The 17,432-nt window shown below is 70.9% G+C and carries 13 protein-coding genes and 1 pseudogene; 5 read left to right on the top strand and 9 right to left on the bottom strand.

The window, feature by feature from the left end; all coding sequences use genetic code 11:
* Window positions 1-31: 31 nt before the first annotated feature.
* Both BGK67_RS31820 and BGK67_RS31815 read right to left on the bottom strand, forming a co-directional pair.
* Window positions 32-2,596: pseudogene (locus BGK67_RS31820) on the bottom strand (non-ribosomal peptide synthetase); the annotation flags it as partial.
* A 39-nt stretch (window positions 2,597-2,635) separates the two neighbouring features.
* Window positions 2,636-5,332 (bottom strand): Pls/PosA family non-ribosomal peptide synthetase, encoded by a 2,697-nt coding sequence (locus BGK67_RS31815; RefSeq protein ID WP_107488900.1) that lies wholly within the window; start codon window positions 5,330-5,332, stop codon window positions 2,636-2,638.
* Window positions 5,333-5,722: 390 nt separating this feature from the next.
* Between BGK67_RS31815 and sbnA the strand changes: the two genes are divergently transcribed.
* Window positions 5,723-6,712: a 2,3-diaminopropionate biosynthesis protein SbnA gene (sbnA, locus tag BGK67_RS31810; protein ID WP_069923297.1), complete on the top strand. Its 990-nt coding sequence runs from the start codon at window positions 5,723-5,725 to the stop codon at window positions 6,710-6,712.
* A gap of 132 nt (window positions 6,713-6,844) precedes the next feature.
* On the opposite strand, the gene BGK67_RS31805 is transcribed toward sbnA, so the two are convergent.
* Window positions 6,845-7,351 carry a C40 family peptidase gene (locus BGK67_RS31805; protein ID WP_079154486.1) on the bottom strand — a complete coding sequence of 169 codons (507 nt, stop codon included), beginning with the start codon at window positions 7,349-7,351 and terminating at the stop codon, window positions 6,845-6,847.
* Window positions 7,352-7,697: 346 nt separating this feature from the next.
* Here BGK67_RS31805 and BGK67_RS31800 point away from each other — a divergent pair, with 346 nt between their 5' ends.
* The 4 genes from BGK67_RS31800 to BGK67_RS31785 all read left to right on the top strand — a co-directional run bounded on the left by BGK67_RS31800 (window position 7,698) and on the right by BGK67_RS31785 (window position 11,212).
* A complete protein-coding gene (locus BGK67_RS31800; protein WP_069923295.1) occupies window positions 7,698-8,399 on the top strand; it encodes a VanZ family protein in 702 nt (233 codons plus the stop codon).
* Window positions 8,400-8,467: 68 nt separating this feature from the next.
* Complete coding sequence (locus BGK67_RS31795) at window positions 8,468-9,163, top strand: response regulator transcription factor (protein WP_069923294.1); 696 nt, start codon at window positions 8,468-8,470, stop codon at window positions 9,161-9,163.
* Window positions 9,164-9,173: 10 nt separating this feature from the next.
* On the top strand, window positions 9,174-10,256 hold the full coding sequence (locus BGK67_RS31790) for a sensor histidine kinase (protein WP_279628718.1): 1,083 nt from the start codon (window positions 9,174-9,176) through the stop codon (window positions 10,254-10,256).
* 209 nt (window positions 10,257-10,465) lie between these two features.
* Complete coding sequence (locus BGK67_RS31785) at window positions 10,466-11,212, top strand: VOC family protein (RefSeq protein WP_069923292.1); 747 nt, start codon at window positions 10,466-10,468, stop codon at window positions 11,210-11,212.
* Between the two features lie 27 nt (window positions 11,213-11,239).
* Here BGK67_RS31785 and BGK67_RS31780 read toward each other — a convergent pair whose 3' ends face one another.
* The 6 genes from BGK67_RS31780 to BGK67_RS31755 form a co-directional block, all read right to left on the bottom strand.
* Window positions 11,240-11,785, bottom strand: a complete 546-nt coding sequence (locus BGK67_RS31780) for a hypothetical protein (protein ID WP_432215495.1) — start codon at window positions 11,783-11,785, stop codon at window positions 11,240-11,242.
* Between the two features lie 202 nt (window positions 11,786-11,987).
* Window positions 11,988-12,542 carry a DUF4190 domain-containing protein gene (locus tag BGK67_RS31775; protein WP_069923290.1) on the bottom strand — a complete coding sequence of 185 codons (555 nt, stop codon included), beginning with the start codon at window positions 12,540-12,542 and terminating at the stop codon, window positions 11,988-11,990.
* A gap of 403 nt (window positions 12,543-12,945) precedes the next feature.
* Window positions 12,946-15,354 carry a bifunctional serine/threonine-protein kinase/ABC transporter substrate-binding protein gene (locus BGK67_RS36720; protein WP_167739614.1) on the bottom strand — a complete coding sequence of 803 codons (2,409 nt, stop codon included), beginning with the start codon at window positions 15,352-15,354 and terminating at the stop codon, window positions 12,946-12,948.
* Window positions 15,355-15,819: 465 nt separating this feature from the next.
* Window positions 15,820-16,239, bottom strand: a complete 420-nt coding sequence (locus BGK67_RS31765; protein WP_069923289.1) for an SSI family serine proteinase inhibitor — start codon at window positions 16,237-16,239, stop codon at window positions 15,820-15,822.
* A gap of 470 nt (window positions 16,240-16,709) precedes the next feature.
* Window positions 16,710-17,024 (bottom strand): NIPSNAP family protein, encoded by a 315-nt coding sequence (locus BGK67_RS31760; protein ID WP_069923288.1) that lies wholly within the window; start codon window positions 17,022-17,024, stop codon window positions 16,710-16,712.
* Window positions 17,025-17,098: 74 nt separating this feature from the next.
* Window positions 17,099-17,365: a hypothetical protein gene (locus BGK67_RS31755; RefSeq protein WP_069923287.1), complete on the bottom strand. Its 267-nt coding sequence runs from the start codon at window positions 17,363-17,365 to the stop codon at window positions 17,099-17,101.
* Between the last annotated feature and the right edge of the window lie 67 nt (window positions 17,366-17,432).

Raw genomic sequence — 17,432 nt, 5'->3', positions numbered from 1 at the left:
ATCAGGAGGAGGCCGAGGGTGCGGTGGGGAGCCGGTGGGACGCGGTGTCGAGGAACCGGGCCAGATCGGTGAGAACGGGGTGCCGGGTGACGTCTGCCGGGGACACGGCTCGGTCGAGGGTGACGGCGAGCCGCACGGCCGACAGGGACGTGCCGCCGCGGTCGAAGAAGTTGTCGCGCCGGCCGATGAGGTCCTGCGGAACGCCGAGCACCTTCGCCCACGCGGCGGCCAGCCGCTGTTCGGCGGGGGTGGCCGGCTCCTGGACGTGGTCCTCGCCGGCGGCAGCCTCGATGGCGTGGAGGTGCGCGGCCAGGGCCGTCAGGGCCTTCCGGTCGATCTTGCTGTTGGCGGTCAGCGGAAGGCTTTCCTGCCAGTGGAGGGCCGAGGGGACCATGTACCCGGGCAGTGACGCGCCCAGCAGGTCCAGCAGGACGCTGGTTTCGAGCGGGTGCGGGGCGGAGTAGAACGCCACCAGGTGGTTGCTCCGGTCGGGCCGTTCGGCGACAACCACGGCGCTGTCGCGAACCCCGGGCGCTCGCAGCAGGGTGTTCTCGATCTCGCCGGTCTCGATACGGAATCCGCGGATCTTGACCTGGTTGTCGCGGCGGCCGAGGAACTCCAGCTTGCCGTCACACCGCCAGCGGCCGACGTCGGCGCTGCGGTACAGGCGCATGCCCTCGCGGTGGGGGTCGGCCAGGTAGGTCGGCCGGGTGCGCTCGGGATCGTTGACGTAGCCGCGGCCCACGCAGACCCCCGAGAAGGCGATCACGCCGGGCGCACCGAGCGGTACCGGGTTGAGGTGTTCGTCGACGACGTAGAGGTGCACGTTGTTGACCGGCCGGCCCAGCGGGACCCGGTCGGTGTCCGGCACCCGGTCCATGACCTCGTGGTTGGTGTCGTCGCTGGTCTCGGTCAGCCCGTAGGCGTTGACGAGCTTGATGTGGGGCTGGGCGGTGAACCAGCGCTGGACGAGTTCCCGCTTCAGCGCCTCACCCGTGACCGACACGTACCTCAGGTCGGGCAGGGTCCTGGGGTGCTGCTCGAGATGGGACAGGACGACGTCGAGGTAGGAGGGGACGACCTGCAGCACGGTGACCCGGGCGCGGGCCACGGTGTCGAGGAACCGTGCGGCGTCGAGGATCGCTTCCTGCTCGATCAGCAGGGTTCGCCCGCCGACCAGCAGGGGGGCGAGCAGTTGCCACAGGGAGATGTCGAAGCACTGGGGCGCGGTCTGGGCGACCACCTGCCCCTCCCCTATCTCGAGGTCGTCGATCTTGGCGTAGAGGTGGTTGAGCATGCCCTCCTGTTCGCACATCGCGCCCTTGGGCTCACCCGTCGAGCCGGAGGTGAAGTAGATGTAGGCCAGCTGGTCCGGTGCGACGTCGATGCCGAGGTCGGTCCCGGCATGGTCCTGGCCGTAGGCGGTGTCGGCGAACAGGGTCCGCACCGCGGGCAGGGAGGCGAGGGCCTGGCGCACGTGCGTGGTGGCGGCCGGCTGGGTCAACAGGTGTCCGCATCCGGCACGGGCCAGCATGGACGTGATGCGTTCGGCCGGCAGGTGCGGCTCGACCGGCAGGTAGGCGCCGCCGGCCTTGAGGACGGCCAGGACGGCGGCGAGCCAGTCCAGGTCCCTCTCCATGGCCACCGCGACCACCCCTTCGCGCCGCAGGCCCTGGGCCCGCAGGGCGCGCGCCAGCAGGTTGGCGCGGGCGTTGAGCTCCTGGTAGGTCCAGTGCCGGTCGCCGTGCTGGGCGGCGACGGCGTTCGGGTGCTGCCGTACCCGCTGCTCGAACAGCTCGTGCACCCGCAGTTCGGGCAGGTCTCGGCGCGGCCCGGCGAGGTCATGGAGCTGGAAGCGGAGCTCTTCGGCCGATATCAGGCTCCGACCTGTGTGATCGGCGTCCGGGTCGGCGGCCATCAGGGCGAGCGCGGTCAGATGGTATCCGGCGATCCGGGCAGCGCAGTCCGCGTCGAGGACGTCGGTGCGGTAGCGCAGCCGCAGCGTCGGCCGTCCGGCGTCGTGGTGGGCGATGTCGATCCACAGCGCCGTGCCGGGGGGCAGGGTGCCGCTGTCCCGGGCCGGTTCGCCGTCGGCACCGGGGAGGTCACCGCTGGAGTCGGCGAGGTCGGTGATGTCGGTGATGCCTGTGGGATCCAGTACGGTCTCGAAAGGTGCCTCCTTGAGGCCGAGTTCGCGCCTGAGGTCGTCGATGGGGAAATCCTGGTGGGCCCGCAGGTCCGCGAGGACGTGGCGGGTGTGCGCCAGCAGGCTCCGCCATGAGCCGGGGCCGGTCGTCAGCCTGCACGGCAGCGGCCGGTGGCCGGCGGCGGCGACGTACCCGCTGGTGACGTCCTGTTCGCCGCTCAGCGCGGTGAGCACCTTCGCGTGGGCGGTCAGCAGGACGCAGTCCAGCGGCACCGCCAGGTCCTCTGCCAGCCGGCGCAGTGCGTCCGCTTGGTCGGCGGGGAGCGGCGTCTCGTACTCGGCCACGCCCGCCACCGGCACCGGGGTCCATCGGGGAAGGGGCGCGAAGCCGCTACTGGCGGCCAGGACGCCGTGCCAGAACTCTCTGCTGGCGGATGCGTTGCGTGCCATGAGGGGTCTCTCCTGTCTGGTGCTGATGTGGCGGGGGGGTCAGATTCCGGCGGGCGGGTCGGGGGGCGGGGGCGCGGCGCCGGGCAGGTGCCCCGGCGGCGTCGCGGGGGGCGGGGTGTCGTCGGGCAGCTGCCGGGCCGGATTTCCCGCCCACCGGGCTTGGCGCGGGACCTGCTCGCCCTTCATGAGGAAGGAGTCGCAGGCCAGCTGGGCGCCGTCTCCCAGCGTCACGCCGTAGTGGACGTACGCGCCGACGCCGAGGGTGCAGCCGTCACCGATCGTCGTCCGGTCGGACTTGAAGGCGCCGTCCTCCTGCGAGTGGCACTGGATGACCGTGCCCGCGTTCAGCGTGCAGTCGTCCCCGATGGTGACGAGGGTCCGCTCCGGGAAGGAGCAGCCGTCGTCGAAGACCCGCTTGCCGATCCGCGCGCCCAGCAGCCGCCAGACGACGTTCTTGAACGGGGTGCCGTCGAAGACCCGCGGGTAGCCGTGCGAGGCCATCTTCCAGAAGCGCTCGTGCCGCCAGAACGAGGGCTCGTAGATCGAGCAGTACAGCGGCTTCTGCGTCGTGAATCCCGTCGTGGCCCGTTCGAGCAGGGCGAAGTGGGCGACGGTGAACAGCAGGACGAGGACGGCGGCGAGCGCGAACGCGGACGCGCCGAGCGCGGGGTAGAGGGTTGCCGCGCCCAGGGCGACGAGGGTCATCGCGAAGACGTGCAGCCAACGCGCCATGAGGTACAGCGCCGCGGTGACGGCGTTGTGCCGGTTCTTGGCGGCCAGGCGGCGGGGCAGCTCGTCGGCGGTCTCCAGGTCTGCGAAGCGGGTGTCGCGCATCACCGTGCGGGGAATGGCGAAGGCGGGCGAGCCCAGCAGGCCCACGTTCTCCCGTACCTCTCCGTCGACCGGGACCATCACCTTCGTCGCCAGCAGACAGTTGTCACCCGTCTTGGCCTGCGAGGGGTAGGCGATGCGGTTGCCGAGGAAGTTGTCCGCGCCGATCGAGACCCGGGACAGCCGGAACGACGTGTTCGAGAATTCGGCGTTGATGAGCGACAGCCCGTCGGCCACCATCGTCTTGCTGCCCACCGTGCTCAGGAACGGACTGTCGTGCTTCACCTCGACACCGAAGTTCGAACCGGTCTGGGTGACGCGCGACAGGTCGTAGCCCAGGTAGCGCAGGTAGTGGACGATCGCGGAGCTGTCCCCGAACAGCGCCGTGAAGAACTTGCTGTTGGTCAGGCGCCCGATGGCACGCTGCAGTCCGTAGTGCACGCCGTAGAGCGGGTAGACCGTGTCCGGCTTGACCGCCAGGTTGAGCAGGCGCGGCACCACGCCCTGGATGACCAGCCCGGCGAAAGCGGCGCCGAAGAACAGCGCGAAGGACGCGGCCAGCGCGCCGAGATAGAACGTTCCGCTGGTGAACGCCGGAGTCCCGGCCCGAGGCGGGGCGGCCAGCTCCCACAGCGGGGCCAGCAGCGCGGTGGCGCCGCCCCAGGCCAGCGGCAGATAGCCCAGCAGCAGGGCGAGCAGCTTCCCGACGCCGTAGCGGACCTTCCTGGCGGTGGAGCACTCGACGCCGCCGACCATGCGGAAGTCCGTGCCGGTGGGCTCGGCCGGTGAGCCGTGCCAGCGCTCGCCGGCGGGGACGGACTGGCCGGCGTGCAGGCTGGAGGCGTGCCCGAGCTGGGCCTGGTCGCCCATCGACGTGTCGATGTCGAGGACGGTCTGTTCGCTGACGAGGACGTTGCTGCCGAGGGTGACGGGGCCGGTCTGGATGAGTCCGGCGTGGGCCCGGTAGCAGGAGAAGAGCGCTTCCTTGCGGATCACCGTGCCGTCACCGATCGTGAGCAGATCGGTGCAGACCGGGATGTGGGTGGAGAAGATCGCGACATTGCGGCCGACCTTCGCGCCCAGCGCCCTGAGATACACCGCGTACAGCGGCGACCCGGTGAACACGCGGGCGGGGCTGCTGCGGATCAGGGTTTTGACCAGCCACCAGCGGACGTAGCCGAGGCTCCAGACGGGGAACTCGCCGGGCGTGAAACGACCGATGAGGGTCCACTTCGCCACGATCGGCACGAGGCACAGGCCGGCGAAGACGGCGCTGCCCAGGAGTACGGATCGCAGGTAGACGTCGAGCGCCCCGGTGCCGGCGCTGACCCACCCGAAACCTCGCATCGTGGTCAGGGCGGCGAGGTAGGCGTAGCCGAGGAACGCGAGGAACTGCAGCATGCCGCAGAGCAGGTACTGGCCGGTGCCCGCCCGCGCCGGTGTGGGGGCCGGAACGGGGGCGGGATGTACGGACGCCTGGCCGGGCACGGGTCCCGGAGCCGCGGGCGCGGTGGGGGTGGAAGCGGTGACGGGGGGCGCGCTGGGCGCGGGACGGGGGGCCGCGGGCGCGGCCGGGGTCAGCGCGGCGGCCAGAGCGTTGATCGTGGGATGCCGGTAGACGTCCTTCATGGATACGGGCGGCAGGTCCGACCGCTTTCTTATCCGGGCGCAGAACCCCGCCATGACCAGCGAATCAGCGCCCAGGTCATCGAAGAAGTCGCTGTCGCCCGGTACCTGCTCCACACCCACGACCTGGGCCAGCACCTCCGCAAGGAGCCGCGCGGTCTCTGCCGCTTGGCCGGCGTCTTCGGACCTGCTGCCGGACAGCGTGGACGTGCCGGACGGGCCGGCGATCAGCGCTTCGGCGGGTTGAGCTCTCGTCCGGTCATCAGGCAAGGAAAACATGTGTGAACCACCTCAATGCTTGCGTTCCGCAGTCGGGGGATGCCTTCGGGCATCGATCGCTTATGTGACGCGCAGCAACGGGGCCTGAAAGGCAGATCGTGATGCCGCCCTTCCAGTAGGCCCGGCCGCGATGTGTCCGTCACGCCGCTGAATGTCGTGGCTTGACAAGGCCCGTCAGCGGGGGTTGGCGACACCGGAAGACCGACCGCCGGGCGGCTATCCGTGATCGCGGCGGGCGTCAAGTCCCGACATCAGGTGACATGACGGGGCCGCGGTCAGGCCGCGTACTGGAGGAGTCCCGAAGACGTGGCAGCAGGCGATGTCTTCCCCCAGCCGCCCACGCAGGCCAGCGGCACCAGAGCCGCCGTGAGCGCGAACAAGGAGGTGCCCATGCCGGTCATATCCACTCCGCAGGAATTCAACACAGACGACCTCTACGTCGACCTCGAGGCGATCAGCGGGCACCGCCTGTTCCTCAAATGCGAGGGATTCAATTTCGCGGGCTCGATCAAACTGAAAGCCGCGACCGCAATGGTCGAGGCCGCCGAACGCGATGGCCTGCTCACCCCCGGATCCATCCTGGTCGAATCCTCTTCCGGCAATCTCGGCGTGGCGATGAGCATGATCGCGGCGAGCAAGGGCTACCGGTTCGTGTGCGTGACCGACTCACGCTGCAACCTGGCGACCCGGCTGCTCCTGGAGGCACTCGGCGCCCAGGTCCACGTCGTCACGGAACCCTCCGCCACCGGCGGCCTGCTCGGTGCCCGCATCGACCACGTCCGCGCGCTGTGCGCCTCCGACGACCGCTACGTATGGCTCAACCAGTACACCAACCCCAACAATCACGCTGCCCACTACCGCACCACTGCCCCGGCCATCGCCCGCGCGTTCCCGGACCTCGATGTCCTCTTCGTCGGGGCCGGCACCACCGGGACCCTCATGGGGTGCGCCCGCTACTTCCGCACCTGGCACCGCCCGGTGCACATCGTCGCGATCGACTCGGAGGGCTCCGCGACCTTCGGACACACGCCGGGCCGCCGCATGATCCCCGGCCTCGGCACCAGCATCCGCCCCCCGCTCCTCGACACCTCCCTCGTCGACGAGGTGGTACACGTCAACGAAGCCGAGACGATCCGCACCTGCCATCAACTGGCCCGCCACGGCTTCATCTTCGGCGGATCCACCGGCACCGTCGTCCACGGCGCCGGCCAATGGCTGGCCCAGCGGGACGAGCAGCTGACCGCGGTGGCCATCGCCCCCGACCTCGGCGAGCGCTACCTCGAAACCGTCTACCAGACCGGCTGGGTGCAGGACCTCTACGGCGAGGACGTGCTCCCGCCCCAGCCCGCCGGCGCCACCGTCACCAGCCCCGCAGCCTGACCCGGAGCACAGTCGCGCAGGGCGCGTGCCACCTCCGCGAGGTCGGCGCCGGCCCCGGAGGCGTCCGCCGCCGAAGCCGGTGCCGGTGCCGGTGCCCCGACCTTGTAGGGGTCGGGGCACCGGCACACGGCCTCAATCGGCTCGGCCGTAGCGGACGTTATTGCTCCAAATGCGTTCCAGCCGTACCCGGGCACCCGGGCGGGGGGCGTGCCAGATCTTGCCGTGACCTGCGTAAATGCCGACGTGTTCGACGGTCGAGCCCTGCGGGAAGAAGACCAGATCACCCAGTGCGCGTTTGTCGCGGGAAACGTGGGAGGTGTGCTCGTACTGCTGCTCGGCGGTGCGCGGCAGCTGTTTGCCGGCTTTCCGGAACGAGTACAGCATCAGGCCCGAGCAGTCGAACCTTCTCGGCCCCGTCGCGCCGCGCGCATAAGGGGCACCTTTCTTGGAGGCGGCCACGGCCACGGCTTTGGCGCCGTACGACGTGGCCGCGCCGGCCGGTGACACCGGCCCGACCAGGGTCCCCGCCGTCAGCAGGCAGAGGGGCAGCAAAAGGCGAGGGAGACGGAATCCGGTGGTGCGTCGGACAACTCGGAGAGCCCGGCGGGCTTTATGGAAGTCGTTCCTGCAGACGGACATCACAATACCTCCGCGTTCGAATGAACTGTCGGTCGAACGGATACCTGGAGCCTGCTTTCTCGGATGTGATTCCTGACGCGCGACGGCCGACAGTTTTCTCCGAACCCGGCTCGAATTCAGGTCCGGACATGGGTGGGGATGTATCGATTGTGCAACGAATGCGACCGTATGAAAAAATTACTAATAAGGCTGTCCTTCACCCGATGGATGCAAGGGAGGGCGGGCGGACGCCCGTCCCATCGCGTCGGCTTCGTGCCCGTCCGCCGCCGCCGCCGCGGAGGTGTATCGCGGGCGTATCGAAAAGTGCATACGCCCTCGCAACGGCCCTGCGTTTCCCATGGGAGCCATGAACCACGACGCATCCCTGTCAGCACCCCGCCCCACGCGCAGGACCGTGCTCATCGGTCTGGCGGTCCTCGTCATCGCGGCCGCCGCGTTCGCCATCCGGCGGCCGCTCATGATGTCCGCGCCGGTGTGCTTGGCCGGGCGGTGGCACGGCTGCTACGACACGTTCAACGGCGTGGTGCTCATGACTCTGGTCACGCTGCCCTTGGCCGTGCTGGTGGCGTGGGCTCTGGCGCGCCGGCGGCGCGCCGCGGGCGTCGCCTCGGCGTGGCGGACGTCGCTGGCCGAGGTGGGCATGGTCCACGGGACGGTGCCGTTCGTATGGCTGACCCTGATGCCGGGCGCCTCGCCCGGCCTGGTCCCCGGCCGCATGAGCCTGGTCCCGCTGCGGGACCTGGTCGTCATGGGGCCGCTCGGGATCGTCGGCAACCTGCTGGTCTTCGCGTCGCTGGGGTTCTTCGCCCCGATGCGGTTCGCGGCGCTGGCGTCCCTGCCGCGGATCCTGGCGCTGGGGGCGGGCTGCTCGGTCCTGGTCGAGACGGCACAGTACGTCCTGCGGCTGGACCGGGTGTCCTCCGTGGACGACGTACTGGTCAACGCCGCCGGCGCCCTGCTGGCGGGGCTGGCGTCGCGCCGCTGGTGGCGCACGAGGGCGGGCGCCCCGTCGGACCGGCCTCGCCCGATGCCGGCACCGGTGGGCTGAGCCGCGTGCCGGGTGTGTTCACGCGCGTGCGTGCGTCGGCGGCATGCCGTGCTGCTTAGGCTGCGGTCATGCGCGTACTGATCGTGGAGGACGAGCCCTACCTGGCCGAAGCCGTCCGGGACGGCCTGCGGCTGGAGGCGATCGCCGCCGACATCGCCGGCGACGGCGACACCGCCCTGGAACTGCTCAGCGTCAACTCCTACGACCTCGCGGTCCTGGACCGCGACATCCCCGGTCCCTCCGGCGACGAGGTCGCGCGGCGCATCGTCGCCTCCGGAAGCGGCATCCCGATCCTCATGCTCACCGCTGCCGACCGGATCGACGACAAGGCCTCCGGGTTCGGCCTCGGCGCCGACGACTACCTCACCAAGCCGTTCGAGCTGCGGGAGCTCGTCCTGCGGCTGAGGGCGCTCGACCGCAGGCGCGCGTACGCCCGGCCCCCGGTCCGCGAGATCGCGGGGCTGCGGGTCGACCCCTTCCGCCGGGAGGTCTTCCGCGACGGACGCTACATCGCGCTCACCCGCAAGCAGTTCGCCGTGCTGGAGGTCCTCGTCGCCGCCGAGGGCGGGGTCGTCAGCGCCGAAGAGCTGCTGGAGCGGGCCTGGGACGAGAACGCCGACCCCCTCACCAACGCCGTGCGCATCACCGTCTCCGCGCTGCGCAAACGGCTCGGCGAACCCTGGATCATCGCCACGGTGTCCGGCGTCGGCTACCGCATCGACACCCAGCCGGAAGCCCAAGACGGGGGCGGGGACCGTGGATAGGGCGCCCGGGATGAGCGTGCGCACCAAGCTCGCCCTCAGCTACGCCGGATTCCTCATGCTCGCCGGCGTCCTGCTGCTCGCGGCGGTGTGGGTGTTCCTCCTGCGCTACGTCCCCGAGCGTGCGACGCTCATCGTCCCCTCCGGCGCCCCCACCCATGGCGTCTTCCCCATCCGGTCCAACCTCCTGCGCGTCTTCGCTCCGCGGGCGGCCGCGGTCCTGGCGTTCCTGCTGGTACTGGGCCTCGTAGGCGGGTGGGTCCTGGCCGGCAGGATGCTCGCACCCCTCACCCAGATCACGGCTGCCGCACGGACGGCCGGGAACCGGTCGCTGTCCCACCGGATCCGCATGGAGGGCCGCCGGGACGAATTCCGTGAACTCTCCGACGCCTTCGACTCGATGCTCGAACAACTCGAGTCCCATGTCGCCGAGCAGCAGCGCTTCGCCGCGAACGCCTCCCACGAACTGCGCACCCCGCTGGCGATCTCTCGCGCGCTCCTCGACGTCGCCCGCAAGGACCCCGCCCGGGACCGGGGCGAGGTCATCGAACGCCTGCACGCCGTCAACACGCGGGCGATCGACCTCACCGAGGCCCTCCTGCTGCTCAGCCGCGGTGACAGCGGCACCTTCACCCGGGAGGACGTCGACCTCTCCCTCCTCGCCGAAGAGGCCGCCGAAACCCTGCTTCCCCTCGCCGAACAGCGGCAGATCACACTCGACGTCACCGGCGGTGCGGCCCGGACCAGCGGCTCCGCGGAGCTCCTGCTGCGGATGGTGACGAACCTCGTCCAGAACGCCGTCGTCCACAACCTCCCCGCCGGCGGCGCCGTGACGGTCCACACCGAGGCCGACGGCGGTACGAGCGTGCTGCGGGTCGAGAACACGGGCCGCCCCCTCCCGCCGGACCTGGTCCCGACCCTCACCGAGCCCTTTCAGCGCGGAACGGAACGCGTACGCACCGACGAGCACGCCGGCGTCGGCCTCGGCCTGGCCATCGTGCACAGCATCGTCCGCGCCCACGCCGGAACCCTCGACCTCGCCCCCCGCCCCGCCGGCGGCCTCCTCGTGACGGTCCGGCTTCCCGGCACGCCGTAGGCGCCGCCCCGAGCACAGCCCCCGGCTCGTCGACCGGCGCGACAGCGGCGTGGAGGTTGAAGAGGCGGCCGAAGGCAACCGGCGCGCCGGGCCCCAAGGGCCATGGGCCCGGCGGCGGTCTGGGCGGCCGACCCGGCATCGGAGGTTGTCCCGCTCCGTGGGGGGCCCAACAGACCCTCGTGGTCGGGCCGATGCATAGAATCCCCGGCATGGCGCTGCGACCCGTCCACGTGAACATCAAGGCTTTCGACCACTCGGCGGTCGGCCGGTTCTGGGCGCAGGCGCTCGGCTGGAGCGCGTACGGCACGGGATCCGGCGTGACCACGTACGTGGGACCCGCCGGCGGCCTCGTCTGGCCGGACCCGGTCGCGCTGGGGATCGATGTGGTCGCCGTCCCGGAACCCAAGACGGCGACGAAGAACCGTGTCCACCTGGATCTGGCCACCACCTCCGCGGCCCATCAGGCGGAGTTGGTCGCGCGGCTCCGGGCGCTCGGTGCCACGCCCGCCGACGTGGGACAGGGCGACGTGCCGTGGACGGTCCTCGCCGACCCGGAGGGCAACGAGTTCTGCGTGCTGGAGCCCCGGGAGGCCTACCGGGACACCGGGCCGATCGCAGCGGTGGTGGTCGACTGCGCGGACCCGCGGGCCATGGCGCGGTTCTGGGGCGAGGCGTTGGACTGGACCCCGCACAAGGTGACGGACGATATCGCCACGTTGCGCTCTGCCCAAGGCGTCGGCCCGTATGTCGAGTTCCTCCGCACCCCCGGCGTGAAGACCGTGCCGGACCGCGTCCATCTCGACCTGCTGCCGTACCCCGGCGACGACAAGGAGGCGGAGGTGGCCCGGTTGCGGGCCCTCGGCGCCACCGGCCTCGACCTCGGCCAGGGCGACGTCCCGTGGACGTGCCTGACCGACCCGGAGGGCCACGAGTTCTGCGTCCTCGCCCCGTCCTGACGCCGCCAGGGCACCGAGCCGATCGGATCAGCAGCCGCCGCAGTTGTAATACAGGACGTCCCAGTGGTTGCCTTCGTCCGCGTAGATGTTCCCCGAGCCGGACCTCCACTGCGGCGCTCCGTCACCGCGCACCCCGATGTAGGTGAAGGTGCTCTTGATGTAGTTGGTGACGCAGGTGCCCTTCGCGTAGTCCAGCTTGTAGCCGTTCCAGTGCGAGTACGTGCCGCTCGCGTGCCCCGTCTCGGTGCCGCCGGTGATGTTGAGGGCGCATCCGGTGGCGCGCTTGAGGGTCTGGGCCCCTTGCGCGGAGGCGAGGTTGAGCTGTTCGAAGGAGGTACAGGTCGGCCTGTTGCGGTCGGAGCAGCCGCCGGAGGACGACCAGGTGATGCCGACCTGGCGGAACATCGAAGTCGCGGTGGCGTGGCTGATCTTCGTGGCGGCGTGGGCTTCGGTCGTGACGGAGAGCACCCCGAAGCCGGGTGCGAACAGTGCACCGCTGATCAGGGCGAGTGCGGTGAGGACGGGACGGGTCTTCACTCTGGTTCCTCCTGCTGGTGACCTCTGACGCTTCATCGAGCTTGGGCGGTGCAGGTGGATCGGGTGGGACCCTGTGATGGTGCCCGAGGTCTACGCGCGTACGCCAGAGGGCGGTACGCCGCGATCCGCGCGGTCGGGACATCGCTGCCCACGACCGGCAGGGGATCAGGAACCGGGCGCGCGCACCGAGCCGGTGGCGGAGCCGCCGCTGTCACCCAGGAAGCAGATGACCTGGCGGTTACCGACGTTCCAGGTGCCTTCGGTCGGGTAGTAGATGTAGAGCTGCAGTTTGTCCGAGAGTTGCGCGGAGGGGCCCACGTAGTCGGTGAGGGCCGTACCGGAGCACCTCGTCGGTGGTCTTTGTGACCGCCTCCCTGCCCGGGTAAGGGCCTTCCTCGAGGTCGAAGACGGCGTACGCCTCCCCCTCGTGCGGCTGGTCGCAGGGCACCACGGTGACCGTGAGGGGGACGTCCCCACCGCTCTCGTCCTGGTACTCCGCCAAGTTGTCGTCCGTGTTGAAGCAGTCCCCCATCCGGATGTCCTTCACCTCGCTGGAGCCTTCCTCGGTGACCTGGCCCGTGACGTCGCGCCGGGGTGCCCCGTCCAGCACGCCGGAGAATCCGAAGACCAGCGCGAGGGCGTAGAGCACGAGGGTCACGCCGTGGATGACGATCGCAGCGATGGCCAATCCCCTGCCCTTCTGCCGGCGCTCGCGGATCTGGCGCAGGGCGATGATGCCCAGGACCAGCGGGACCAACGGGATCGCACAGAGGATCGACATGATGAAGGCCACGACGGCCAGCGTGTTGGTCTTCTCCGAATCCGGCGGCGGTGCGTACCAGCCCGTCGGACCGCCGTACGGTCCTTGGGGCTGCCCTGGCGGCGGTGGAGGCGGCGGCGGGAACCGACCGGGCTGACCACGTGGCTCCCAGCGCGGGTTCGGCTCGGGGGGCGGTGGCGGCGGAGGAGGGAGGACATGCGCGCGACGCTCCTTGCGCAGAGGACCGTGGGACACAGCGGACCCTGGGGCGGCGGGCCTTGCCGGCCTGGCCGCCTCTTGGGCCCTCGGCATGCGGCGCCCTTCGATCACACAGGCACGCGGCCGCCGGGGATGCTGTGCTTCCCACGCTACCCGCCGGAGCCGGAGGTGTCCTGGGGGAGCGTCGGCCGACGCTCCCACGCAGGCGGTGGTCCGCTCAAGGAACGGCGGGGCCGCTCCGCACGGTCGTCCAGCTGCCGCCCTTCACCGCGTACACCGTCAGTTGCCGGTTGACCGTGTCGCCGTACTCGTCGAAGGCCACCCGACCCGTGACACCGTCGAAGGCCAGCCCGGCGACGGCCTGCGGCATCTTCGCCCGGGCGTCCGCCGGGAGGGTACCGCCGTGGGCCGCCACGACGGTCTTCACCGCCTCGATGACGGACCAGGCCGCGTCGTACGCGTAGGGGCCGTACGAACCGGCCGCCTCCGGATACCCCGCCTTCTGATACTCCGCGCGGAAGTCCGCCGCTCCTGCCAGGTCTTCGACGGGAACGCCGATGTTGGTGGCGAGGTCGCCCTCGGCCTTCGCGTTGGTCGTGAGGAACTGCTGGTCGAAGATGCCGTCGCCGCCCATCAGGGGGATGGTCACGCCCGCCTGCTTGAGCTGCTGGGAGAGCGGCCCGGCGGTGGTGTGGTAGCCGCCGAAGTACACGGCCTCGGCGCCGGAGCCGCGGACCTTCGAGGCGAGGACCGTGAAGTCGCCTTCCGCGGGATCGACTTGCTCCGCGCCGACGACGGCCCCGCCGAGCTTCGTGTACGCGGCCCGGAACGCGGAGGTCAGGCTGGTGCCGTAGGCGCTCTTGTCGTCGATCACGTAGACCTTCGTCTTCCGGGCCTCGTCGTGGAGGTACCGGGCGGCGAACGGCCCCTGGTCGACGTCCGTGGCCACGGTCCGGAAGTAGGTTTCGTACGGCCGGGACTTGACGCCCTTGGCCCAGTGCGGGCCCAGGGTCAGCACGGGGTTGGTGTTGGCGGGCGACACGTTGACCAGGTTCGCCCGTCCGAGCGGTTCCGCCATGGTCTGGGCGACTCCGGAGTTGAGGGGCCCCACGATGCCGAGCACCTTGTCGTCGGCTGTGAACCGGGCGGCGTTCGGCCGGCCCTTGGCGGGATCGGCTTCGTCGTCCAGGGCCTTGATCTCGAAGTTGACGCCGGGTACGTGCCGGGTCCGGTTGGCGGTCCTGACGGCCAGGTCGGCGGAGTTCTTGATGCCGACGCCGAGGGAGGACATGTCGCCGCTCAGCGGCGCCTCCACCCCGATCACCACGGTGACGGGCGCGGCCGCGGAGCCGCCGCCGGACGGCCTACCGCCGTTGGGCGAGAAGTCACGGTTGAAGTGCCAGGTCAGAGCGGAGCCGACGGCGAGCGTGGCCACGGCCACTCCCAGCACCGCGGAGCGCCGGGTGAGCGCCCTCCGTCGGGCGGACGCCCCCTCGCCGCGCCCTTGCGGGGCCGTCCCGCCGAGCGAGACCAGGTCCTCCGCGGGAGGCACGGGTACGGGCACGGGCGGGGTGGTCGGCCGGTCCGGTAGGGAGGCGGGGAGGGTGTCGGGGGTGTACGCGGATTCCTTGGCCGTGGGCGCCGGAGCCGGCGTCGGCAGGGGCGGCGGGGGCGGCAGTTCCGCTTCCCGCTCGGTCGGGGTGCGGGCCTGCTCGGTCGGCGCCTCCGGCACGGGGAACGGACCCGGGACCGGCTCGGGGTCGCGTACGACGGCTCCCCCGGCCGCGTTCGCCCCGGACCGGGAGGAGCGCAGCGCCGACGCGAGCAGTTCGGCGGCTTCGGCGGCGCCCGCACGCTCCAGCGGGTCCTTGTCGAGGAGCGCGTCCAGGACCGGCGCCAGCGGGCCGGCGTGGACCGGCTGCCGGTGGGGGCGGGTGAAGACCGCCACGGCAAGGGCGTGGAGCCCCTCGGCCTCGAACGGCGGGTGCCCCTCGACGGCGTGGTAGAGGGTGGCACCGAGCGCCCACATGTCGTTGGCGGCCGTTGGGCGCTTGCCCTCCAGCTGCTCCGGCGGCATGTAGTGCGGGGTGCCGATGACGATCCCGCTGTGGCTGAGCTTGGTCGTGGCGTCCGCCAGGTGGGCGATGCCGAAGTCGGTGAGGACGACACGGTCCTTGGTCAGGAGCACGTTGTCGGGCTTGATGTCGCGGTGCACGATCCGCGCGCCGTGCGCCTCGGTGAGCGCGTCGAGCATGGCGGCGCCGATCTCCGCCACCCGCTGCACGGGCAGCCGCCCCTGCTCGCGGATGGCCGCCGCGAGGGACTGCCCCCGGATGAACTCCATGACGATGACGGGGGCCCCGCGGTGCTCCACGACGTCGTGGATGGTGATGATCCCGGGATGGCTGAGAGTCACCGCCGCACGGGCCTCGCCGGTGAAGCGCCGGAGCAGCGTGGCGCGGTCGCCGTCGTCCAGTCCGGCCGGGAAGAGGATCTCCTTGATGGCGACCTCGCGTCCGAAGAGTTGCTGGTCGACGCCTCGCCAGACCCGGCCCATGCCGCCCTGCCCGATGCGTTCGACGAGCCGGTAGCGGCCGGCGATGAGTTCGGAGTTTTGCTCGGTCACGCGCATACTCTAGGACCTGATCGGCCGGTCGGGTGACGGAACGATGGCCTGATCCCACCCGTCGGCGGGGAAGGTGCCGCGAGGCGGCCGACTGCGCTCCGCTCACTGTTTCGTCAGAAGCAGCCCGTGGAGCGCGATGACCGGAGTCTCATGGTTGCCGCCGACGATGCGCACCCAGGTCTCCTCTCCCCCTGTCATGCACGCGTGCATCCCGGGCGAGGACAGGTCCTTGGAAAGAGGGTGGGGACCTGGCACTTCCGGCACCGCCCTACTCACCCCGGCGCTCACGGCATCGCGTCCCCCGGTGGTCCTCGGCGCCCTCCCCCGCAGGGGGGAGGCGAGGGCTACCTGAGGGCCGGGCCCGCACCTCCGAGACGGTGGGGGCCGTACGCGCGACCGCCCCCGCCCGGGGAGGGGCGGGGGCGGAGGCGGGAGGCGCGGGGGGGCGGACGACCGGAGGAGCGGTCAGAACGCGAAGACGGCGTTGCCGTTGAGGGTCGCGGACATGGTGCACGCGTTGGAGAAGGTGTGCTTCCAGGAGATGCGGCTGCCCTGCCAGACGCCCTCCGCGGTGACGGTGACCGGGGCGTAGTGCATCGGGCAGGCGCGGTTCCGATCCGGGGCCGCCAGCAGCGTGTCGAAGGTACCGGCGGTGGCGGCGAGGGCCGTACAGGCGGCCTTGGGGTCGGGGTGCGTGCCCTGGGCGGTCGGGGCGCAGCTGAGGGTCGAGGCCCGCTCGACGGTGTCCGCGTCCTCGCCCTGGGCGACGGTCAGGACCACGGCGGACGGGGCGTACAGGCTGGCGGGCTGTGCCTGCGCGATGCCCGTGGCACCAGCCAGGGTCAGGAGAACGGCAGCGGAGACGGTAGCGATGCGGTGACGCACGACAGAACTCTCTTTCAATTCGAAGGGGAGATGCAGCACTTGGCTGCGATGTATCGACTGGACACCGCTGAGTTTGTCGGGTGCGAAGGGAGCACGCACATCGAGCACCGATTTACAGACATCACGTTCGATTATCGGCGACCGAACGGTCGTTCTGGCAGCTCGGAGCGGGGATGCGCCCTTCGCGATCACGCGGAAACGGAGGGTGACACTCGGCAGGACCGCCGTCGTGTGGGGCGTTGACCTGCTGTCGGCTGAACGCGGTTCATCGAACGTCCATCCAGGCTGACCGGATAGTGCCGGTGCCGACCGCCCGCCGCGCCAGTGCGAGGGGCGCTGACAGACCGACGCCGCCGCGCCGGGCCGCGCTGCGCGTGAGCGCGGGGGCGGGGCCAGGGGCGCGGCGGCGGTGTCGTCGTGGGCGAGCGCCCAGTAGTGGGCGTCGGGGCAGGTCCGGCGGTCCGGTTGTTTCAGGGGCCGGGGGTCTCGAGCGGCCGGAGGAAGCGGCGTTCGTACCGCTTGATGCAGCGGGTTTCGCGTGCCAGGTCGAAAGCCGCCTGGCATTGCGGATCGGTCATGCTGTCCGTCCGGTACTGCTCATAGGCTGCGAGGCCGGAGAAGGAGAAGAGGGCGTAGGCGATGTCGCTGTCACCCTCGCTGGGCAGGAAGTAGCCGTGGTGGGTGCCGCCGAAACGGTTGACCAGCTTGACCCAACGGCGCGCGTACTCCTCGAAGGCCTCGAGCTTGTCGACGTCGATCTCGTACTTCAGATGAATGGTGATCACCGCGCCATCATGCCGGTGGCCGCGGCACGACGGCACGGGTCGACGGGCGGGAACGCCCGATGGCGGCCGGAGCGCTAGTTCAGGGCCACCCGGCAGGCGCTGACCGCGGTCCCGTTGGTGACACCGCCCTTGGTCAGGCCGGACACGCACTGGTCGTGGTTGCCGGAGAGCGCGCCGGAACAGGCCGTACGGACGTACTCGGGGGCCTCGCCGCCCCGGAGTTCGCGTTCGACCTGGTTGATGCAGGCCGACACGTCCGCGTGGGCGGCGGGGGCGGCCAAGGCCGTGCCGCACAGGGCGAGGGTCAATCCGGTGAGGACACTGGCGACACGGGTCGGCATACGGGTTGACGTGCGCAAAGGGATGCACCTGCTCTCGGTGTGCGGTCGTCTCGACCGGACAGCGAAG

It is taken from the genome of Streptomyces subrutilus (genome assembly GCF_001746425.1).
GTDB classification, from domain to species: Bacteria; Actinomycetota; Actinomycetes; order Streptomycetales; family Streptomycetaceae; genus Streptomyces; species Streptomyces subrutilus_A.
The sequence above is the reverse complement of the archived record's forward strand: the minus strand, read 5'-3'. Positions and strand labels throughout refer to the sequence as shown.

Bases quoted from the DNA above. Each gene is read 5' to 3' on its own strand.
- BGK67_RS31815 (WP_107488900.1), bottom strand. From the start codon at position 5,332: ATGTTTTCCTTGCCTGATGACCGGACGAGAGCTCAACCCGCCGAAGCG.
- sbnA (WP_069923297.1), top strand. From the start codon at position 5,723: ATGCCGGTCATATCCACTCCGCAGGAATTCAACACAGACGACCTCTAC.
- BGK67_RS31805 (WP_079154486.1), bottom strand. From the start codon at position 7,351: ATGTCCGTCTGCAGGAACGACTTCCATAAAGCCCGCCGGGCTCTCCGA.
- BGK67_RS31785 (WP_069923292.1), top strand. From the start codon at position 10,466: ATGGCGCTGCGACCCGTCCACGTGAACATCAAGGCTTTCGACCACTCG.
- BGK67_RS31780 (WP_432215495.1), bottom strand. From the start codon at position 11,785: ATGAAGCGTCAGAGGTCACCAGCAGGAGGAACCAGAGTGAAGACCCGT.
- BGK67_RS31790 (WP_279628718.1), top strand. From the start codon at position 9,174: ATGAGCGTGCGCACCAAGCTCGCCCTCAGCTACGCCGGATTCCTCATG.
- BGK67_RS31795 (WP_069923294.1), top strand. From the start codon at position 8,468: ATGCGCGTACTGATCGTGGAGGACGAGCCCTACCTGGCCGAAGCCGTC.
- BGK67_RS31800 (WP_069923295.1), top strand. From the start codon at position 7,698: ATGAACCACGACGCATCCCTGTCAGCACCCCGCCCCACGCGCAGGACC.
- BGK67_RS31755 (WP_069923287.1), bottom strand. From the start codon at position 17,365: ATGCCGACCCGTGTCGCCAGTGTCCTCACCGGATTGACCCTCGCCCTG.